The organism is Streptomyces sp. NPDC013457 (assembly GCF_043089925.1).
Lineage (GTDB): Bacteria > Actinomycetota > Actinomycetes > Streptomycetales > Streptomycetaceae > Streptomyces.
Genome location: NZ_JBICBL010000001.1, coordinates 1076012 through 1094192, shown reverse-complemented (window position 1 = coordinate 1094192; position 18181 = coordinate 1076012). Strand labels below are relative to the sequence as shown.

Here is an 18181-nt window from a genome sequence, read left to right as displayed (position 1 = left end):
TGGGGGAGTGGGCGGCGCCAAGTTACCGGCGGGTCGCCCAGGGAGGAACCCCCTGGCCGAAACGGGGCCACCACCGTCCGGAGCCGTACCGCAGGGCCCCGCGTCGAGGGCTCGGCTAGGGTGATCGGGTAGGAAGGCACCCCCCGGGGACAGGTCGGATCGTTGGACACTACGCAGTCGCCGAGCGAGACGCCGGAGCGACCACCGGCGGCCATCGGTTACGCCGGTGTCCTGCGCGAACTCCTGCCGATCGCCCTGTGGCGGGAGGACGCCGACGGGCGGGTCGTCGAGTGGTCGCTCGCCGCCCAGGACCTGCTCGGATACCGCCCCGACGACGTGCTCGGACGGGTCGCGACGCCCATCCTGGTGCCGGATGCCAACCGGGAACTCGCCGGACAGCTGACACGGCGGGTCCAGTCCGGCGAGACCGTGGTCGGCACCCTTCCCGTACGGCACCGCGACGGTCACGAAGTGACCATGGAGATGTGGATCGTCCCCGACGTCGACCCCCGGGGGCGGCCGGGTGCCATGCTCATCGCGGTCGAGACCTCCGAGGTCCTGCGGATGCGGGACTCGCTCGCCGCGCTCCAGAGCCTCTTCACCCAGTCCCCGATCGGCCTCGGGACCCTCGGCACCGACCTGCGCTTCATCCGCGTCAACGACGCCCTGGCACGGATGAACGGAGTCTCCGCCGCCGAGCACGTCGGCAGGCGGCTCACCGAGGTCGTGCCCGGCGTCAACGCCGTCGCCCTCGAAGCCACCATGCGCGAGGTCCTGGAGAGCGGCCGGGCCTCCGTCGACGTGCGCCGCACCGGCCGGACCCCGGCGGACCCCGACCACGACCGGACCTGGTCCTGCTCGTACGCCCCGCTCCTCGACGGGTCCGGCCGGCGGCTCGGGCTGATCGCCTCCCTCATCGACATCACCGAGGGCCAGCGCGCCCTCGTCGAGGCCGAACGGGCCAGGCGCCGCTTCGCCCTCCTCGCCGAGGCGGGCACCCGGATCGGCACCACCCTCGACCTGCTCCAGACAGCCGAGGAGATCGTCCAGGTCCTCGTGCCGCAGCTCGCCGACTCGGCCGACGTCCAGCTGCTCGAAGCCGTGCTCGAACCCGACGAGGCGGCCGCCACGCAGGGCCTGCTGCGCCGCCTCGCGGCCGTCTTCCCCGACCCCACCGCCCCCACGGCGCTGCTCACCCCGGGACAGACCTTCCAGATCCCGCTCGACACCGTGTACGAGCGGGTCATCAACGCCGCCCTGCCGCTGAACCTCTACCACTCCGACCTGCCCGCGCTCTTCCCCGACCCCCGCAGCGCACCCCTGCGCGACTACTTCGAGTCGCACATCGGATCGGCACGCCTCGTGCCCCTCGTCGCCCGTGGCACGGTGCTCGGCGCCGTCACGGTCACCCGGCTCAACGAGCGCGAACCCTTCGACGAGCAGGACTTCGTCCTCATCGACGAACTCGTCGCCCGCGCGGCCCTGAACATCGACAACGCCCGCATGTACACCACCCAGCGCGAGGCCGCCCTCACCCTCCAGCGCAGCCTCACCAACGACGCCCTGCCCACGGTCGACGGCCTGGAACTCGCCGGCCGCTACCTCCCGGCGAGCGACCACGACGTCGGCGGCGACTGGTACGACGTCATCCCGCTGCCCGAGGGGCGCACGGCGCTCGTCATCGGCGACGTCATGGGCCACGGCATCCACGCGGCGGCCGTCATGGGCCAGCTCCGTACGGCGGTACGGACCCTCGCCCGGCACGGCGTGCCGCCCGCCGAACTCCTCAGCTCGCTCGACGCGGTCGTCGCCGACGTGGGGGAGGACGAGATGGCGACCTGTGTGTACGCCGTCCACGACCCGGAGACCGGCCGCGTCGTCATCGCCCGGGCCGGTCACCCGCCACCGGCCGTCGCCACGGCCGACGGGGCGATCACCTTCCTGGAGGGGCCGCCCGGCACCCCGCTCGGCACCGGCGGGCAGGAGTTCGGGACCGAGGAGCTCCTGCTCCCGCCCGGCAGCCTGCTGGTGCTGTACACCGACGGCCTCATCGAGGCCAGGGACCGCGACCTCGACCAGGGCATGGACCAGCTCGCCGAGGTGCTGCTCCACCTCGAACAGCCGCTCAGCCGGCTCTGCGACGACATCCTCGAACAGCTGCTGCCTTGTGCCCCGGGGGACGACGTCGCGGTCCTGCTCGCCCGCACCGCGCTGGGCTGACCCGCGCCGGGGCGACCCGCCCGGCGCCGTCGGCTCACCAGGCGAGGTCCTCCAGCGCGTCCAGGTCCGGCGCCAGGGCCGGCAGCTTCGCGTCCTCGGTGGTCAGGGGCAGCTCGGCCCAGATGACCTTGCCCCTCTGTGTGTAGCGCGTGCCCCAGCGCTCGGCGAACTGGGCCACCAGGAACAGGCCGCGGCCGCCCTCGTCGGTGGTCGCCGCGTACCGCAGGTGCGGAGCCGTACTGCTGCCGTCGGAGATCTCGCAGATCAGCCTGCGGTCCCGCAGCAGCCGGACCCGGATGGGCTCGGCGCCGTACCTGATCGCGTTGGTGACCAGCTCGCTCAGGATGAGCTCCGCCGTGAACGCGATGCCGTCCAGCCCCCACGAGGCCAGCTGCGCCGCGCCCGCGTTGCGGATCCGGGAGACGTCCGCCGGATCGGGCGGAACGTCCCACTCCGCGATCCGCGCGGCCTCCAGCCGGCGGGTGTCGGCGACCAGCAGGGCGATGTCGTCGTCCGGCGCGGGCCCCAGCAGGGCCGTCAGCGCGTCCCCGCAGGCCTGCTGCGGACTGCGGCCCGTGGTGGCCAGCGCCTCGGCCAGCAGCCCGAGACCGGTGTCGAAGTCCCGGTCGCGGTCCACGAGCAGGCCGTCCGTGAACAGGACCAGCCGGCTCCCCTCGGGCAGGTACAGCTCCGTGGTCTCGAACGGCATCCCTCCCACCCCGAGCGGCAGCCCGGCGGGCAGCTCGGGAAACTCCACCCGGCCGTCCGGGTGGACGAGCGCGGGTCCCGGATGCCCGGCCCGGGCCATGACGCAGCGGCCGTCGGCGGGGTCGTAGATCACGTACAGACAGGTGGCGCCGGTGATCCGCTCGCTCCCCTCCTCGCCCTCGGCCGAGCCGTCCGCGGCCGAGGCGCCGTCCGCCGCACGGCCGGGGTCCGTACCGTCCGACCCCTCGGAGCCGCCCCCCGATCCGCCCGCCGGCTCGCCGTCCGATCCGCGGTCGATCCGGTCGATGCGGTCGATCAGCTCGTCCAGGTGGCCCAGCAGCTCGTCCGGCGGCAGATCCAGGGTGGAGAAGTTGTGCACCGCCGTACGCAGCCGCCCCATCGTCGCCGCCGCGTGCAGCCCGTGCCCGACGACGTCGCCGACGACCAGCGCCACCCGCGCGCCCGGCAGGGGGATCACGTCGAACCAGTCGCCGCCCACCCCGGCCTTGGCGGGCAGATACCGGTACGCGACGTCCACGGCGGACAGGTCCGGCAGGATCCGCGGCAGCAGGCTGCGCTGGAGCGTCACCGCCATCGCGTGCTCACGGGTGAACCTGCGGGCGTTGTCGATGGAGACCGCGGCGCGCGCGGTCAGCTCCTCGGCGAAGTTCAGATCCTCGTCCCCGTACGGCTCCTGCGTCTCGGCCCGCCAGAAGTTCGCCATCCCCAGGACCACCCCCCGGGCCAGCACCGGCACCGCGACGAGCGAATGCAGCCCGTACGCGAGCGCCTCGTCCGCGCCCGGGGGGTCCTGGGCGCGCCAGCCGTCGGCCTCGTTCAGCTGCTCCACCAGGACCGCGTGGCCGCTGTCCAGCGCCATCGCCATCGGTGTGGTCGGCACGATGCAGCGGATCAGGTCGCCGACCGGCTGGAACGGATGCTCGGCGCGGACGCCCGTCAGCGCCGTCCTGCGCATCTCGGTGAACGCGCCCGAGGGCTCCTCGCCCCGGAGCACCGGTTCGAGCAGCTCCACCGTGACGAAGTCGGCGAACCGGGGGACGGCGACCTCCGACAGCTCCTCCGCGGTCCGCACCACGTCCAGGGTGGTGCCGATCCGCACCCCTGCCTCGTACAGCAGCTGCAGCCGTCCCCTGGCCACCTCGGCCCGCCCCGAGATCGTGGCGAGTTCGGTCGAGTCGCGCAGCGTCATCACGGTGCCCGTGGGCCGGCCGCGATACGGGGCCGTGGGACGTACGTTGACGGCGAGCAGCCGGTCGCCCGCCAGGTGCACCTCGTCGGTGACGACCCGTCCGGAGGAGAGCAGCGCGGCGGTACGGGGATCGAGGCCCAGCTCGTTCACGTGCCGCTGCTCGGCGTCGGGAGCCAGGTCGAGCAGTCGGCGGGCCTCGTCGTTGGCGAGCAGCAGCCGCAGGTCCGCGTCGATGATGAGCACCCCCTCGCGAACGGCGTGCAGCACGGCCTCGTGGTGTTCGTTGATCCGGGTCATCTCGACCGGGCCCAGGCCGTGTGTCTGGCGCCGCAGCCGCCGGCTCACCAGGGCCGCGCCGCCCACCGCGAGCGCCAGGGCGCCCGCGGCCGTGCCGAGCAGCAGCGGCAGCTGGTCCTCGACCACGTTGCCGACGTTCTCGACCTCGATACCGGTGCTGACCAGGCCGACGATGTCGCCGTCCTCCGTACGGACCGGAACGATCGCGCGGACGGCGTCCGAGGGCTCCCCGTGGAAGATCTCCGTGAACGACTCGCCCTCGCGGGCGCGCGCGAAGTCGCCCGTGGAACGCTGGCCGATCAGCTCCGGCCGGGAGTCGGTGTAGCGGATCCCGTCGGGGGTCATCACGGCGAGGAAGTCGAGGCCCGAGGCCCGCCGGGCGTTCTCGGCCCGGGTCTGGAGCAGGGCGGTCGGATCGTCGGCGCGCAGGGAGTCGACCAGACCCGGGGCGTGCGCGAACGCCTCCGCCGCGGCGAGGGAGCGGTTCCGGGCGTCACGCTCCGTGTCGTAGCGGGCCTGGAAGATCAGGGCCAGCGCGCCCACGGTGACGAGCAGCACCACGATGATCGCCTGGAGGGCGAACACCTGTCCGGCGACGCTGCGCAGCCCAAGCCCCTTGGGCCGGTGGCCAAGCCGTCCGGTCATGGGGTGTCTCTCGCTGATTCGGCTGTCGTCGGAGCTGCTGGCGTCAGGGATTCTGCACTCACCCGTCCACTTCCTCGGTTCCTCGGCCCGCCGGCGGCGTCGGGAATCCGCTCCTTCCATGCTGCTCCAGTGTCGGCGGGATATCGAGACGGGGCGAGTCGCGACACCCGGACCGGGCTCGCTGCCGGAAGGTCCATGTCGTTTTCTCGCCAGCGACGGCCCCTCCGGTCCCCGACCATGGAGGCATGCACACCGACACCGAGCGCTGCGTGCGGGCCGTCCGTTCGAAGGACGCCCGCTTCGACGGCGTGTTCTTCACCGCGGTCCTCACCACCCGGATCTACTGCCGTCCCAGCTGCCCGGTCGTGCCGCCCAAGGCCGAGAACATGGTCTTCCACCCGAGCGCCGCCTCCTGCCAGCGCGCCGGGTTCCGCGCCTGCAAGCGCTGCCGCCCGGACACGAGCCCCGGCTCCCCTGAGTGGAACGTCCGCGCCGACGCCGTCGCCCGGGCGATGCGGCTGATCCAGGACGGGATCGTGGACCGTGAGGGTGTCCCGGGCCTCGCCGCCCGGCTCGGGTACTCCACCCGGCAGATCGAACGCCAGCTCCTCGCCGAACTCGGCGCCGGGCCGCTCGCCCTGGCCCGCGCCCAGCGCGCCCAGACCGCGCGGCTGCTCATCGAGACGACGCCGATGCCGATGGCCGAGATCGCCTTCGCCGCGGGCTTCTCCTCGATCCGGACGTTCAACGACACCGTCCGCGAGGTCTTCGCGCTCGCCCCCGGGGAGCTGCGTGCCCGGGCCACGCGGTCGCGGGCGGCCGACCGGGCCCCGCGCACCCCGGGCGTGATCGCGCTCAGGCTGCCGTACCGCTCGCCCCTCAACCCCTCCAACCTCTTCGGCCACCTCGCCGCGACCGCCGTCCCCGGGGTGGAGGAGTGGCGGGACGGCGCCTACCGCCGCACCCTCACCCTCCCGCACGGGCACGGCATCGTGTCCCTCGCGCCCCGGTCCGACCACATCGCCTGCCGGCTCTCGCTCACCGACCCCCGGGACCTGACCCTCGCCATCAGCCGCTGCCGCTGGATGCTCGACCTCGACGCGGATCCGGTCGCCGTCGACGAGCAGTTGCGTACCGACCCGCTGCTGGCGCCGCTCGTGGAGCGGGCGCCCGGCCGACGCGTGCCCAGGACCGTCGACGCGGCCGAGTTCGCCGTACGGGCCGTGCTGGGCCAGCAGGTCTCCACCGCCGCCGCCCGTACCCACGCGGCCCGGCTCGTCACCGCGCACGGCGTGCCGGTGGAGGACCCCGAGGGCGGGCTCACCCACCTCTTCCCGGCCCCCGAGGCGCTCGCCGGCCTGGATCCCGAGTCCCTCGCGCTGCCCCGCAGCCGCCGCGCCACCCTCCTCACGCTCGTCGAGGCCCTCGCCGACGGCTCACTCGGCCTCGGCCCGGCCACCGACTGGGACGAGGCACGGGCGCGGCTCCTGGCCCTGCCCGGCTTCGGCCCCTGGACGACGGAGGTCATCGCGATGCGGGCGCTCGGCGACCCCGACGCCTTCCTCCCCGGCGACCTCGGTGTCCGGCGCGCCGCCGAGGGCCTCGGCCTGCCCTCCACGCCCGCCGCGCTGACCGCCCGCGCCGCGCTGTGGCGGCCCTGGCGCGCGTACGCCGTCCAGTACCTCTGGGCCACCGACAGCCATCCGATCAACCACCTCCCCGCATAAGGAAGTCGTCCCGCCATGACCGCCGTCCGGCACACCGTCATCGACAGCCCGTACGACCCGCTGACCCTGGTCGCGGTCGACGGCGAGCTGAGCCGTATCCACATGACCGAGCAGCGCCACCGGCCCGCCGAGGAGACCTTCGGCGAGCCGGACCCACGCCCCTTCGGCGAGGTGATCCGCCAGCTCGACGCCTACTTCGCCGGTGAACTGACCGACTTCGACCTGCCGTTGAGGCTGATCGGCACCCCGTTCCAGCTCCGGGTGTGGGAGCGGCTGCGCCGCATCCCGTACGGCGAGACGCGCACGTACGGGGAGTTGGCGGAGGCCCTCGGCAGCCCCGGCGCCTCCCGGGCCGTCGGCCTCGCCAACGGAAGGAACCCGGTCAGCATCGTCGTACCGTGCCACCGCGTCGTCGGCGCGGGCGGCTCGCTGACCGGGTACGGCGGCGGGCTCGGCCGCAAGCGGCGGCTGCTCGCCTTCGAGTCGGGCGCGGAACCGGACGCGCTCTTCTAGCGGAGAGGCGGGGGCCGCTTCAGCGCAGCCCCTCGAGGAGCGCGGGCAGGGAGGTGCCGATCGGCTCGCGCACCACCTCGTCGGCGAGCGCGTCGTACGGCGTGGGCTCGGCGTTCACGATGATCAGCCGGGCCCCGTTCTCGGCGGCCACACCGGCGAGCGAGGCGGCCGGCTGGACCTTCAGGCTCGTCCCGGCGGCGATGAAGACCTCCGCCGCCTTGGCGATCGACATCGCCTCGCCCAGCACCCGCGGATCGAGCCGCTGCCCGAACATGACGGTCGCCGACTTCAGGATCCCGCCGCACACCCGGCACGGCGGATCCTCCTCCCCGGCCTCCACGCGTGCCAGCGCCTCGCCCATGGTGGAGCGGTCGTGGCAGGCCGTGCAGACCACCGACCGTGCGGTGCCGTGGAGTTCGACGACCTTGCGGTCCGGCATCCCGGCGAGCTGATGGAGCCCGTCCACGTTCTGCGTGAGGACGCGCACGGCGACCCCGGGCGCCTTTTCCAGCTCGGCGACGGCCAGATGGGCCGCGTTGGGCCGGGCCTTGAGCGCCGGGCTGGTCCGCCGCATCTGCCAGGCACGGCGGCGGATCTCGGGGTCGGCCATGTAGAAGTCGTACGTCACGAGCTTCTCGGCCTCGGGGTCCCGCCGCCAGAGGCCCTGCGGGCCGCGGTAGTCCGGAATCCCGGAGTCGGTGGACACCCCGGCCCCGGTGAGAATCGCCACGAGAGTCATACGACGAGCGTAGGCAGGCCGTGGAACCCACCGCGAGCCGATTTCGGCGGGTGCTAGGTTCCCGCCATGGCCAAGGTGAACGTCGAACTCGACGCCGAACTCGTCGTGGAAGTCATGGTCCTCGCGGGTGTCAACAACCCGCAGGACGCGGTCGAGGCCGTCGTCCGCGACTACATCGCCCGCGGACACCGCACGGAGGCCCGGGTGGCCACGCGCGAGGCCGAGGCCCCTCCCCGCGGCGGCAACCCGCTCACCACCGAACCCCCGCAGGGCTGACGCGATGCAGACGCCACGACGCACCCCGCGACGCGCCGCCCGGGTCGCCGTGCTGGACCCCGACGGCGCCGTCTTCCTCTTCCGCTACGACAACGAGGAGGTCGGCGTGCACTGGGCCATGCCCGGCGGCGGCCTCGAACCCGGGGAGAGCCCGCGCGACGGAGCCGTGCGCGAGCTCCGGGAGGAGACCGGCTGGGAAGGCATCGAACCGGGCGAGCTGCTCTGCACCTGGGAGCACGACTTCACCCGCGCCGGCGTCCCCGTGCGCCAGCACGAACACATCTACGTGGCGTACGGGCCGCGCCGTGAGCTCGCCGGTGACCTCGCGGCCGCGCACGCGGAGGACCGCATCCAGCTCGGGCGCTGGTGGAGCCCCGAGGAGCTCGCCACGGCCGACGAAGCCCTCTGGCCGCCGGACCTGGCGGACCGGCTCGCCCGGTTCGGGGCGTCGGGCGGTGACGGCGGCCGTAGTGGCGACGGCAGTGGTGAGGCCGGCGGGGGAGCGGTCTGAGCGGACGGGGTCACCCGCCGGCGGGGCGTCCGTTCTCCAGCTCTGCCGGGCCACGGCCGGAGCCGACGGCGTGGAGGGCCGCCAGGACGCGCGGCCCCAGAGCGCCCAGGAGATGGCCGGTCACCTCGGCGGGTTCGATCAGCTTCCAGGAGAGCAGTTCCTCCTCCTGGAGGCGGATCGCGCCGAGCCGCTCCTCGGACAGCACCCCGCCGTCGTACACGTAGGCGACGATCGGCGGCCGCCCCACGCCGAGCACCCAGTCGACCGCCAGGAGCGCCCCCGGCTCCACGTCGAGACCGATCTCCTCCGCCGTCTCCCGGCGCGCGGCCCCACGGGGCGTCTCGCCCTCGTCGGACTCGATGGTGCCCCCGGGAAGCGCCCAGCCCTCGCGGTAGTTCGGCTCGACGATCAGGACGCGGCCCGCCGCGTCCCGGAAGAGCACGGCGGCAGCGGCGAGGACACGCGGGAGGCCGGCGATGTACGTGGCGTAGTCGGTCGTCGTCATTCCGTCAGCGTAGCCAGCCGGAGCGTCCGCTCGGCCAACTCGCTGATCCGCACACCGTCGAAGCCGAACACGGCGCTGCGCACCCGGTCCCGCAGCGGCTCCGACCACTGCGGCGGGATCGCCGCCGCCCCGCACAGCACCCCGGCCACCGAGCCCGCCGTGGCCCCGTTCGAGTCCGTGTCCAGGCCGCCGCGGACGGTGAGCGCGATCGTGGTGGTGAAGTCACCGCCGCCGTACAGCAGTCCGGCCGTCAGGACCGCCGCGTTGGGGATCGTGTGGATCCAGCCGAGCCCGTTCGTCCGCTCGGCGAGTTCGGCGAGGGCGGCGGACCACTCCACGCCCGACTCGTGGAGCGCGATCGTGTGCCGCACCGTGCGCGCGAGGCGGCTGCTCGCCGGGATCCGCTCCAGCGCCGTCTCCAACGCGGCGCGGATGTCCGGCGCCGTGAAGGCGGCGGCGATGAGCGCGGCCGCCCACATCGCGCCGTAGACGCCGTTCCCCGTGTGCGACAGCACCGCGTCACGGCGGGCCAGCGAGGCGGCGCGGCGCGGGTCGCCGGGGGAGGTCCAGCCGTACACGTCCGCCCGGATCAGCGCGCCGATCCACTCCTGGTGCGGGTTGTCGTACGTCGCGGTGAGCGGTGGCTTCAGACCGTTCGCGAGATTGCGGTACGCGGTCCGCTCGGCCGTGAAGGTCTGCAGGTACGGCAGGCGCAGCAGCCAGAGCTCGCCCAGCTGCTCGGTGGTGAACGCGAAACCGTGCGTCTCCAGGAGGTGCAGACCCAGAACGGAGTAGTCGACGTCGTCGTCCCGGCAGCTTCCGTCGATCCGCCCGCGCACGCACCGGGGCCACTCGGGCCGCAGCTCGAACCCCGCGACGTCGGCGGGCGGCGGGGGCAGGTAGTCGGTGAGCGGCAGCGCGTCCGTCAGCCGCAGATACCGGTCGATGTGCTCGGGCGTCCAGTGGTCGCCCCGCTCGACGGGCTTGCCGAGCATGTTCCCCGCGATCCGTCCTGTCCAGCCGCCGAGGATGCGATCGGCGAGTTCGCCGTGCGTGAGCGCCATACGTCCGGTGTACCGAATCCCCGGCCCCGGCGCGCGCCGACGCGTTCGCGCGCCGATATGGACCCACTATGGTCCGGAATATCGTCTTATCCGGGGGTGGCATGGCGCCGGGGGGTCCGGATAGGGTCGGCTCGGCGCGACTGCACGTTCGAAAGCAAGGGATGCAAGGGTGACGGACGGAGCAGTAACTGAGGTCGCACGCGTACTCGTCGCGGCCGACAAGTTCAAGGGCTCGCTCACGGCCGTACAGGTCGCGGAGCGCGTCACAGCAGGTCTGCGACGGGTCGTCCCGGAGCTGGAAGTGGAGACCCTGCCGGTTGCGGACGGCGGCGACGGTACGGTCGCGGCCGCGGTGGCGGCCGGTTTCGAACGCCGTGAGGTACGGGTGGCCGGGCCCCTCGGCGAGCCGGTGACGGCGGCGTTCGCGCTGCGCGGGACCACGGCCGTCGTGGAGATGGCGGAGGCCTCCGGCCTCCAGCTCCTGCCGGCGGGTGTGTTCGCGCCACTGACCTCGACGACGTACGGCTCGGGCGAGCTGCTGCGCGCCGCGCTGGACGCGGGCGCCACGACGATCGTCTTCGGCGTCGGCGGCAGCGCGACGACGGACGGTGGTGCGGGGATGCTGGCCGCGCTCGGCGCGGTCTTCCTGGACGGCGCGGGCGAGCCGGTCGGACCCGGCGGAGCGGCGCTGGCCGCTCTCGCCTCCGCGGACCTGTCGGGCCTCGACCCGAGGTTCGCGTCGGTCGAGCTGATCCTCGCCAGCGACGTCGACAACCCGCTCACCGGGCCGAAGGGCGCGCCCGCGGTCTACGGTCCGCAGAAGGGCGCGACGCCGGAGGACGTCCGGACGCTGGACTCGGCGCTCGCGCACTTCGTGACCGTCCTGGAGAAGGCGATCGGCCCGAAGGCGTCGGAGTGCGCGGTCGCGCCCGGCGCGGGCGGTGCGGGCGGTATCGGCTACGGGGCGCTCGTCGGCCTGGACGCGAGCTTCCGCCCCGGCATCGAGCTCATGCTCGACGTCCTGGGCTTCGCCCCGGCGCTCGAGCGGGCCACGCTCGTCATCACGGGCGAGGGCTCGCTCGACGAGCAGACCCTGCACGGCAAGGCCCCGGCGGGCGTCGCGGCGGCTGCGCGTGCGGCGGGCAAGGAGGTCGTCGCGGTCTGCGGCCGCCTGGCCCTCCCGCCCGAGGCCCTGGGCAAGGCGGGCATCCGCCGCGCCTACCCCCTGACCGACCTCGAACCCGAGCCGGCCAAGTCCATCGCCAACGCGGGCCCGCTCCTGGAACAGGTGGCCTCCCACATCGCCCGGGACTTCCTGGCGTAACCCCGCGGTCCGCGGCCCACCCACCCCGGCGAGCCCTACCGCCCCGCCGGGGTGCGCCCCGTCGTCCGTTGCGGCGCGGGGTGGTGGGTGCCGCCCCGGACCACCCCCTCACGCCGTCGGCGTCAGCCGGAACGCGTCCAGGGCCAGGGTCATCTCCGTCAGGTCCCGGGGACGGGACAGGGACCTCGACGTGAGTTGTTCCAGGCGGCGCAGGCGGTTGAAGACCGTGTTGCGGTGGCAGTACAGGCGCGAGGCCGCCCGCCCCGCCGAGCCCTCGCAGTCGAGCCAGACGTCCAGCGTCTCCAGCAGGACCGCCCGGTCCGCCGGATCCAGTTCCAGCAGGCCGCCCAGCACGTCCGCCACCAGCAGACCCGCCAGTTCCGGCTGCCCCACCACCAGCGCCCCCGCCATCCGGCGGTCCAGGCGGACGATCTGCCGGGAGTCCGGCGGACTCGTCCGCAGCGCCAGCTCCGCGAGCCGCCGCGCCCGGCCGAGCTCCGCGAGCCCCGTCACCACCGGGCTGATCCCGCCCGGCCCCGGGCACCGCCCCTGAAGCAGCTCCGACAGCGCGTCCAGACCCGTGCCCTCCGCCAGCGACACCACCCCGATCTCGCAGTCCGCGCCCATCCGCCACAGGAACCGCACCCCGGCCCCCTGCACCCGCCGGTGGAACGGCTCCGGCACCTCCCGGCGGTCGTGCCGCAGCACCACCACCGCGTACCGCCCGTGCTCCGGCAGATCCAGGCCCGCCGCCGCCTGCGAGGTCACCTCGGGCGAGCGCTGCCCCTGCAGCAGCGCGTCGAGCAGCGCCTGCAGCTGCTCGTCCGTACGGCGCCGCAGCTCCAGCTCCGTCGCCCGGTACGCCTCCGACGCCGTGTCCGCCTGCGCGTCCACCGCCGACCAGACGATCGTCGCCGACTGCGTCAGCGCCGCGAGCCTGGGCGGGAACGCCGAGGCGTCCTCGATCAGCGCGTCCCACACCAGATGCCCGGCGTGCCGGTACGCGTGCACCACCAGCTCCAGCGGCATCCCCTGCTCGGCCCGCCGCCGTCCCATCTCGTCCGCGTGCTCCAGGTCCCGCCGGGGCGAGTCCCTCGGCGCCGAGATCATCTCGATCCCGATCCGCATCGCCTCATGGGCCTCCTGCCAGTGCTGGTCGTACGGCACGATCCGGCCGTACGCCGGCTCGTACCCGTGCAGGTCTCTCAGATGCTCGTCCACCAGCTCCGGCAGCCGCTCCAGAAGTGCCGTGCACGCCTCGGCAAGCAGCTTCCAGTCGTCACCGGTCCGCGGTCTGCGCCGTCCCATGCCCGGAGGATGCCACCCCCGACCCCGTCCCGACAGGCCCCTGACACGCGGTGTTGTGCGCGTGCACAACCCACCCCGGCGCCCGCTGGTCACCGGCAGCGTTTCGGCCGCCGCACGTGGACGGGCGGCCGTCCCGGTGCTGGGGTGAGCGCCACTGAACGGGCCACGGAAGGGGAACCATGGGAGGGACCGCACTCGCCCTCGAGGTCGCGGACCTGTCGGCGGGGTACGGACCGGTACGCGCTCTGAGGCAGGTGTCGCTCACCGTGCCGGAGGGCGACGTCGTCACCGTCCTCGGCGGCAACGGAGCGGGCAAGTCCACACTGCTGCGGGCCGTCTCGCGCACACTGTCGTTCCACGGCGGGGCCGTCACCTCGGGCACCGTGACCTACGGCGGTCGCCCCATCGGCGGGCTCCCGCCCGACCGGGTGGTCGCCGCCGGTGTCTGCCAGGTACCGGAGGGACGGCGGGTCTTCGCCCGGATGACGGTCGAGGACAACCTGCGGGCGGGAGCGCTCGGCGCACGGGGCGACCGCGCCGCGAAGACGGCGGCCCTGAAACGCGTCCACGAACTCTTCCCCGTCCTCGCCGACCGCGCCCACCAGCACGCCGGACTCCTCTCCGGCGGCGAGCAGCAGATGCTCGCCGTCGGCCGCGCCCTGATGGCCTCGCCGAAGCTGCTGCTCCTGGACGAGCCCTCCCTCGGCCTCGCCCCGCTCATGGCCGCCCGGATCGCCGACACGATCCGCGAGATCAACTCCCAGGGCACGGCCGTCCTCCTCGTCGAGCAGAACGCCGCGCTCGCGCTGCGGCTCGCCTCCCGGGCGTACGTCCTGGAGGTCGGCGAGGTCACCCTCTCCGGTCCGGCAGCCGAACTGGCCGCCTCCGACGAGGTGCGCCGCCGCTACCTGGGCGTCGTCGACGAGGACGCCGCGGCCGACGCGGCGACCGCCACCACCGCCCACCCCGTCCTCTCCCGCTGGGAGGGCCGATGACCGCGGCCGCGGAGCCCGTCCCCGCCCTCGACGTCCGCGACGTCACCGTCCGCTTCGCCGGACTCACCGCCCTCGACTCCGTCTCCTTCACCGTCCGCCCCGGCACGGTCCACGCCGTCATCGGCCCCAACGGTGCCGGCAAGTCCACCTGCTTCAACGTGCTCTCCGGTGTGTACAGGGCGACCTCCGGCAGCGTCCGCTTCGGCGCACACGAACTCACCGCCCTGCCCCCGCACAGGATCGCCGACCTCGGGGTCGCCCGGATCTTCCAGAACCTCGCGCTGCCGCCCCGCGCCACCGTCGAGGACAGCCTGATGCTCGGCCGCCACCGGCTGACCCGGAGCGGTTTCCTCGCCGCCGGGCTCCGGCTGCCCTCCGCGGCCCGCGAGGACGCCCGGCACCGCGCCCGCGTCCGCGAGATCGCCGCCTTCGTCGGACTGGAGAAGCAGCTCGCCCAGCCCGCCGGCTCGCTGCCGTACGGGCAGCAGAAGCTGGCCGAGCTCGCCCGTGCCCTCTGCATGGAGCCCAGGCTGCTCCTCCTCGACGAACCGGTGGCCGGCATGACCGCCGACGAGCGGCGCCGTACCGCCGCCGTCATCGCCGGCGTCCGCGACAGCCTCGGGATCTCCATCGTCCTCGTCGAACACGACATGGGGGTGGTGATGCGGCTCGCCGACGCCGTCACCGTCCTCGACTTCGGCCGTCGGATCGCCGACGGCGCCCCCGGCGACGTACAGAACGACCCGGCGGTCGTCCGCGCCTATCTCGGAGAGGAGACCGCCGAGTGACCACCTTCGCCGAACTCCTGCTCAACGGAGTCTCGTTGGGCTCGATCTACGCCCTCATCGCACTCGGCTTCGTGGTGATCTTCCGCGCCACCGAGGTCGTCAACTTCGCCCACGCCTCCCTGCTGCTCGCGGGCGGCTACTTCACGGCCGTCCTCCACGAGGACATCGGCTTCTGGCTCGCGCTGCTCGTCGGCATCGGCTGCGCGGCCCTGGTCGGCGCGGCCGTCGAGTTCCTCGTCATGCGCCGCTACCGCGGCTCCGACCACAGCGTCCTCGCCATCGTGACCATCGGCGTCGACATCCTGCTCGCCACCGAGCTGACCCGCCGCATCGGCACGGACATCCTCGCGCTCGGCGACCCCTGGGGCGACGCCGTCGTCACCTTCGGGCCGGTCAGCCTGGCGCAGACCCGGATCGCGGCCTTCCTCGCCGCCGCGCTGCTCATCGCCGCGTTCCTGCTCGCCTTCCGCCACACCTCCTGGGGCGTCGCCATGCGCGCCGCCGCCGAGAACCAGGAGACCGCGGCCCTGATGGGCATCCGCCTCGGCCGGGTCTCCCTCGGCGCCTGGGCGGTGGCCGGCGGACTCGCCGCCGTCGCCGCACTCTTCCTCACCGTCTTTCCGACGCCCGGCCTGGAGCGCAGCACCTCGTTCGCCGCGATGAAGGCCTTCCCGGCCGCCATCCTCGGCGGCCTCGACTCCACGAACGGCGCCCTCGTCGGCGGCCTCCTGGTCGGCGTCACCGAGTCCCTCGCCACCGGCTACCAGGGCGATCTGACCTTCCTCGGCCGGGGCATCGGCGACCTCGCCCCGTACCTGGTGATGGTCGCGGTGCTGCTGATCCGTCCGGCCGGACTCTTCGGCACGAAGGAGCCGGCCCGTGTCTGACGCGCTTCCCCGCCGTGGCGTCGCCACGCTCTCCCGCCCCCGTGTGTACGGCTGGGCAGCCGCCGGTCTCGTCCTCGCGGCCTTCCCCTTCTACCTGGACCGCTTCTGGCTCCAGGCCGGGCTCTTCGCCATGGCGGCCGCCATCGGCGCCATCGGCATCAACCTGCTGACCGGCGCCACCGGCCAGCTCTCCATGGGCCACGCCTTCTTCCTCGCCGTCGGCGCGTACGGCTACTGCGCCTTCGCCGGCGACGGGACGGACGGACTCGCCGGACTCGGCCTGCCGGGCTGGCTCGCCGCCGTCCTCGCCGTCGTCCTCGCGGGCCTGGCCGGCGGGGTGTTCAGTCCCATCGCGGGCCGGCTCACGGGGGCGTACCTCGGTATCGCCACCCTCGCGCTGATCTTCATCGGCCAGCACGTCCTCTTCAACGCGCACGACCTCACCGGCGGATTCAACGGACGGGCGGTCCCCCCGCTCAGCCTCTTCGGCCTCACCTTCGACGACACCGAACTCCTCGTCGCCCAGGTGCCGTTCGGCTCCGCGGAGAAGCTCTGGTACCTCGGTCTGATCCTCCTCCTCGCGGGCGCGCTCTTCGCCCGCGGAGTCCTCCGCGGCCGCCCCGGCCGGGCCATGAACGCGATCCGGGACCACCGGATCGCCGCCGGGGTCATGGGCATCCCCGTGGCCCGCTACCGCGCCGCCGTCTTCGTCTTGTCGTCCATGTACGCGGGCCTGGCCGGCGTCCTGCTCGCGCTGGTCTTCCAGCGGACCGTGCCGGAGTACTTCGGCATGCTGCTCTCCCTCGAATACCTGGCCATGATCGTCATCGGCGGTCTCGGCTCGGTCGCCGGCGCGGTGGTCGGAGGCGTCTTCGTCTCCCTGCTGCCGCAGCTCCTCAACCGGTACAGCGACGCTCTGCCGCTGGTCTCCGCCCCCGGGACGGGCGGGATCGCACCGGGGGAGGCCGCCCGCTATCTCTACGGCGCCGCCGTCGTCGCGGTGGTGCTCTTCCTGCCCGGAGGCCTGGTCAGGCCGGGCTTCCGCAGACCCGCCCGTACAACCGCCCACGCAACCGAGCGAACCGCCCAACCCTCGCACTCCTCTGGGGAGGAACGATGATCCACCGACGACAGGCGACCAGAACCATGGCCGTCGCGCTCGCCACCCTCGTCGCACTGACCGCCGCCGGCTGCAGCTCCAAGGCCAAGAGCGGCGACGAGAAGGGGACCGGCGCGGGCGGGGTGAAGGCCGGCACGGGCGTCACCGACAAGTCCATCGCGGTCGGCGCGCTCACGGACATGACCGGCGTGTACGCCACGCTCGGCAAGAGCGTGACGCAGGCACAGCAGCTCTACGTGAAGCAGGTCAACGCGGCCGGGGGGATCTGCGGACGGAAGCTGGAGCTGACCGTCCGCGACCACGGCTACGACCCGCAGAAGGCGCTCTCCGCCTATACCGAGCTGGAGCCGAAGGTCGCCGGCTACATGCAGTTCATCGGTTCCCCGTTCGTCGCCGCCGTCAAGCAGCGCGTCGACGGCCAGGACAAGGGGCTGGTGCTGCCCCAGGCCTGGTCGGCCTCGCTGCTCGGCTCCCCGTACATCCGCGTCCTCGGCTCCACGTACGACGTCGAGACGATCAACGCCGTCGACTTCCTGGTGAAGGAGAAGGGCCTGAAGTCCGGCGACAAGCTCGGCCACGTCTACTTCGAGGGCGACTACGGTGAGAACGCGCTGGCGGGCTCGAAGTACGCGGCCGGGAAGGCGGGTCTGACGGTCGTCGAGCAGAAGATCAAGCCCACCGACAACGACATGTCGGCCCAGGTCGCGGCGCTCAAGCAGGCAGGGGTGAAGGGCATCGTCATCAGCGCCGGCCCGCGCCAGGCCGCGTCCCTCGTCGGCGTCGCGGCGGCGACCAAGCTCCTGGTGCCGGTCATCGGCAACAACTCGGCCTTCGCACCGCAGCTCCTCGGCACCCAGGCGGGCCCCGCGCTGGAGAAGATGTACTGGTTCGCCTCCCCGAGCCTGCCGATCGGCGCGGACACCCCCGCGGCCAAGAAGCTCGTCGCCGACTACCAGGCCGCGTACCCGGGCGACAGCCTCGACAACGGCATCGTCGCGGGCTGGACGGCGGCGAGCGTCTTCGGCGAGGCCCTGAAGAAGGCGTGTGACGCCAAGGACCTCAGCCGCGAGGGCATCGACAAGGCGCTGCTGACGCTGAACGCCTACGACGCCGGATTCGGCATGCACGACTTCAGCGACCCGAAGGCCCCGTCCTCGCGCGAGTCCGTCATCCTCCAGCCGGACAAGTCGGTCCCGGGAGGCATGCGCACGGTCCGCGAGCCCTTCGTCTCCGACGCGGCGAAGGAGTTCACCCCCAAGGTCGGCTGAGCCGGAGCACGACGGACGCCCCGCCGCGCGGTGTGCGCGGCGGGGCGTCCGTCGTGCCCGCCTCACCGCGCGCCGG

General features: G+C 73.5%; 16 protein-coding genes. 11 read left to right on the top strand and 5 right to left on the bottom strand.

Annotated elements, in window-relative coordinates; genetic code table 11:
- Positions 1-162 precede the first annotated feature (162 nt).
- Positions 163-2220, top strand: a complete 2058-nt coding sequence (locus ACF1G2_RS04895; protein ID WP_391796867.1) for a SpoIIE family protein phosphatase — start codon at positions 163-165, stop codon at positions 2218-2220.
- A 34-nt stretch (positions 2221-2254) separates the two neighbouring features.
- Here the strand turns inward: ACF1G2_RS04895 and ACF1G2_RS04890 are convergent, their stop codons facing one another.
- Complete coding sequence (locus ACF1G2_RS04890; RefSeq protein WP_391796866.1) at positions 2255-5080, bottom strand: SpoIIE family protein phosphatase; 2826 nt, start codon at positions 5078-5080, stop codon at positions 2255-2257.
- Between the two features lie 245 nt (positions 5081-5325).
- Between ACF1G2_RS04890 and ACF1G2_RS04885 the strand changes: the two genes are divergently transcribed.
- Positions 5326-6807, top strand: a complete 1482-nt coding sequence (locus ACF1G2_RS04885) for an AlkA N-terminal domain-containing protein (RefSeq protein ID WP_391796865.1) — start codon at positions 5326-5328, stop codon at positions 6805-6807.
- A 15-nt stretch (positions 6808-6822) separates the two neighbouring features.
- Positions 6823-7320 (top strand): methylated-DNA--[protein]-cysteine S-methyltransferase, encoded by a 498-nt coding sequence (locus tag ACF1G2_RS04880; protein ID WP_391796864.1) that lies wholly within the window; start codon positions 6823-6825, stop codon positions 7318-7320.
- 19 nt (positions 7321-7339) lie between these two features.
- Here the strand turns inward: ACF1G2_RS04880 and ACF1G2_RS04875 are convergent, their stop codons facing one another.
- Positions 7340-8059: an NAD-dependent deacetylase gene (locus tag ACF1G2_RS04875; RefSeq protein WP_391796863.1), complete on the bottom strand. Its 720-nt coding sequence runs from the start codon at positions 8057-8059 to the stop codon at positions 7340-7342.
- Positions 8060-8125: 66 nt separating this feature from the next.
- Between ACF1G2_RS04875 and ACF1G2_RS04870 the strand changes: the two genes are divergently transcribed.
- Together ACF1G2_RS04870 and ACF1G2_RS04865 are read left to right on the top strand one after the other, a co-directional pair.
- Positions 8126-8335, top strand: coding sequence for a type II toxin-antitoxin system VapB family antitoxin (locus ACF1G2_RS04870; protein ID WP_391796862.1), 210 nt, complete (start codon positions 8126-8128; stop codon positions 8333-8335).
- Between the two features lie 4 nt (positions 8336-8339).
- Positions 8340-8846, top strand: coding sequence for an NUDIX hydrolase (locus ACF1G2_RS04865; RefSeq protein ID WP_391796861.1), 507 nt, complete (start codon positions 8340-8342; stop codon positions 8844-8846).
- Positions 8847-8856: 10 nt separating this feature from the next.
- On the opposite strand, the gene ACF1G2_RS04860 is transcribed toward ACF1G2_RS04865, so the two are convergent.
- Both ACF1G2_RS04860 and ACF1G2_RS04855 read right to left on the bottom strand, forming a co-directional pair.
- A complete protein-coding gene (locus ACF1G2_RS04860; RefSeq protein ID WP_391796860.1) occupies positions 8857-9351 on the bottom strand; it encodes an NUDIX domain-containing protein in 495 nt (164 codons plus the stop codon).
- A complete protein-coding gene (locus ACF1G2_RS04855) occupies positions 9348-10415 on the bottom strand; it encodes an ADP-ribosylglycohydrolase family protein (protein ID WP_391796859.1) in 1068 nt (355 codons plus the stop codon). Before ACF1G2_RS04855 ends, ACF1G2_RS04860 begins: the two co-directional genes overlap by 4 nt.
- 169 nt (positions 10416-10584) lie before the next feature.
- Here ACF1G2_RS04855 and ACF1G2_RS04850 point away from each other — a divergent pair, with 169 nt between their 5' ends.
- On the top strand, positions 10585-11739 hold the full coding sequence (locus tag ACF1G2_RS04850) for a glycerate kinase (protein WP_391796858.1): 1155 nt from the start codon (positions 10585-10587) through the stop codon (positions 11737-11739).
- A 108-nt stretch (positions 11740-11847) separates the two neighbouring features.
- Here ACF1G2_RS04850 and ACF1G2_RS04845 read toward each other — a convergent pair whose 3' ends face one another.
- The gene (locus tag ACF1G2_RS04845) at positions 11848-13047 is read right to left on the bottom strand and encodes a PucR family transcriptional regulator (RefSeq protein ID WP_391796857.1); all 1200 of its coding nucleotides are present in this window, start codon (positions 13045-13047) and stop codon (positions 11848-11850) included.
- A 179-nt stretch (positions 13048-13226) separates the two neighbouring features.
- On the opposite strand from ACF1G2_RS04845, the gene ACF1G2_RS04840 reads away from it, so the two are divergent.
- The 5 genes from ACF1G2_RS04840 to ACF1G2_RS04820 are packed head-to-tail and all read left to right on the top strand — an operon-like array spanning position 13227 to position 18105.
- Positions 13227-14042 (top strand): ABC transporter ATP-binding protein, encoded by an 816-nt coding sequence (locus ACF1G2_RS04840; RefSeq protein ID WP_391796856.1) that lies wholly within the window; start codon positions 13227-13229, stop codon positions 14040-14042.
- A complete protein-coding gene (locus ACF1G2_RS04835; protein ID WP_391796855.1) occupies positions 14039-14830 on the top strand; it encodes an ABC transporter ATP-binding protein in 792 nt (263 codons plus the stop codon). The genes ACF1G2_RS04840 and ACF1G2_RS04835 overlap by 4 nt, the downstream gene beginning before the upstream one ends.
- Positions 14827-15717 (top strand): branched-chain amino acid ABC transporter permease, encoded by an 891-nt coding sequence (locus ACF1G2_RS04830; RefSeq protein WP_391796854.1) that lies wholly within the window; start codon positions 14827-14829, stop codon positions 15715-15717. Before ACF1G2_RS04835 ends, ACF1G2_RS04830 begins: the two co-directional genes overlap by 4 nt.
- Positions 15710-16837, top strand: a complete 1128-nt coding sequence (locus ACF1G2_RS04825) for a branched-chain amino acid ABC transporter permease (protein ID WP_391796853.1) — start codon at positions 15710-15712, stop codon at positions 16835-16837. The genes ACF1G2_RS04830 and ACF1G2_RS04825 overlap by 8 nt, the downstream gene beginning before the upstream one ends.
- A complete protein-coding gene (locus ACF1G2_RS04820; RefSeq protein WP_391796852.1) occupies positions 16834-18105 on the top strand; it encodes an ABC transporter substrate-binding protein in 1272 nt (423 codons plus the stop codon). Before ACF1G2_RS04825 ends, ACF1G2_RS04820 begins: the two co-directional genes overlap by 4 nt.
- Positions 18106-18181: the final 76 nt, after the last annotated feature.